General features: G+C 40.4%; 2 protein-coding genes and 1 pseudogene. All 3 read left to right on the top strand.

Features of this window, described 5'->3' with window-relative positions; translation table 11 throughout:
• The first annotated feature begins 201 nt into the window (after positions 1-201).
• A complete protein-coding gene (locus PBAT_RS20345; RefSeq protein ID WP_188016955.1) occupies positions 202-444 on the top strand; it encodes a hypothetical protein in 243 nt (80 codons plus the stop codon).
• On the top strand, positions 423-704 hold the full coding sequence (locus tag PBAT_RS20340; RefSeq protein ID WP_068652362.1) for an alpha/beta hydrolase family protein: 282 nt from the start codon (positions 423-425) through the stop codon (positions 702-704). The genes PBAT_RS20345 and PBAT_RS20340 overlap by 22 nt, the downstream gene beginning before the upstream one ends.
• 844 nt (positions 705-1,548) lie before the next feature.
• A pseudogene (locus PBAT_RS26260) lies at positions 1,549-1,876 on the top strand (hypothetical protein); the annotation flags it as partial.

Genomic DNA, 1,876 nt, shown 5'->3' with positions numbered 1-1,876 from the left:
TGGGGCATTAAGCTAACGGGTAACGAGAGCTCAATAAACAATCAACAAGAGGCAGCCGTCCGATCGGCTGCCTTTACTGTAGTAACGGGCAGTTTAGCTTGAAAATGATATACTTCCAATCTAATATAAAAAAAGTAAAGTAATTGCGGTGCATTAATGCGGTTTAATGATTTTTACATCGGACAATATGGAGGCAACATTATGAATATCAGAATAATTCAAGATGAAGATAACAGCGCCATAGAAGTAATTATTCGGAATTGTTTAATCGAGTTTGGCGGGAATCGCGCAGGGTTAGCATGGGAAGACGAAAGTTTAAGTCATCTGTCCGATTATTATTCCCAAGAGGGGAGGGCATATTGGGTTGCGTTTGATGAAAACGGGAAGGTCTTGGTAAGATTGCAACAGATCGCACTCCCGAATTGGATGTTGTTAATTATGTAGGCCAGCATACCCCACCACTTTTCATCTGGCATAACCGCAACGATCTATTGGTACCTTCAGACCAACCATTACGAATGGCCACTAAAATGCAAGAATTGGGACTTGAATATGAGTTGCATGTATTCCAGTTTGGACGTCATGGGATGAGTGTCTTCAACAATCTATCCAGCTATGGTGACAATGAACTGAACAAGAAGACAAATGTGGAATCCTGGGTACAGATGTGTTCTAATTGGCTGTATGAGTTGTTTCAAATCTAATGGGCTTGAAGTGGTACCCAAACTGGATTTGCAAGTGAAATGATGAGCAGTCAGTTCAGCACGTTTAACTGCAGCATGTCATCCGACAGCAGCAGCATTTGTTGGAGCGTAGTTATTTATTTAAGAACTGAAACGAATTATATACATTGACAACTGTCGGGTGACAAGAACATAGTAAAATTGAAAGCCGCATAAATTGCGGCTTTTCGTATTATCATGTTAGCCAGAAACATCTGGTTGGCCTTTTTTTATGTTCGGTATAAGATGGCGGTATCCGGGAGAACGAGCGGCTTTTAGGGGGAAAACCCCGGAACAAAAACTGTTCTCTCTATCACAAGCGAAGCTATGGCGGATAAAAGTAAAATATTCTAAACAACAAATAAAGCTGCGCACGTCGTCATGAGAGCACAGCTTTATTTGTTGTGATCTAATCTAAAAAGTGGTAGAGGAGTTAGAGGCCGATAGAGATCAAAGTTCATGAACACACGTTCTACTTTAACCTTTGGGATGGAAAACCTTGTTTGCCCTTCGAACAATGTGATTAATATTACTTCCTTTCTAACACTTCTCTCAGAGTCATTTTACATCATCCATCTCCTTTAAGAAGTGCGTCAGAATTTGCAAATACGAATTGATTTATAGTCAACAGTCTATTCCTTTTACTGATAGTCTTCATATTGTATAAGTACGGGGGTGACATGTGCTGACTAATTTCTGTTCATTAAAAAAAAAGAAATGTGTAAAACACCAAATATCCCAAAAATCGAAAATAGCCAGACATCGAAGAGTCAAATTTAAGGAAAAGGATAAACAAGCGAAGAGAAAAGTACTGGAGTATAGTAAATTGAAGAAAAAGAAAAAAGTATATACAAAGTATATGCTGTTTAGCGAAATTCAAAGTATTTGTAAAGAGGATAAGAAGAATGTAAAGAATAAATGTTGTAAAAGAGGGCCTAGAGGAGTGCGTGGGTTTCAAGGTTATAATGGAGCACGTGGTCCCAAAGGAGCTGTCGGAGATTCAGGAATTCGAGGTGCCACGGGAGCTACTGGCGTAAATGGAGCGACTGGTGCAACTGGCGTTACTGGTGCAACTGGCGTTACTGGATTAACTGGGGTTACTGGAGCGACTGGGGTTACTGGAGTTACTGGAGCGACTGGGGTTACTGGAGAGA

It is taken from the genome of Paenibacillus antarcticus, from assembly GCF_001637225.1.
Lineage (GTDB): Bacteria > Bacillota > Bacilli > Paenibacillales > Paenibacillaceae > Paenibacillus_AQ > Paenibacillus_AQ antarcticus.
Note: the sequence above shows the minus strand (reverse complement) of the source record. Positions and strands in the feature narration are given on the sequence as shown.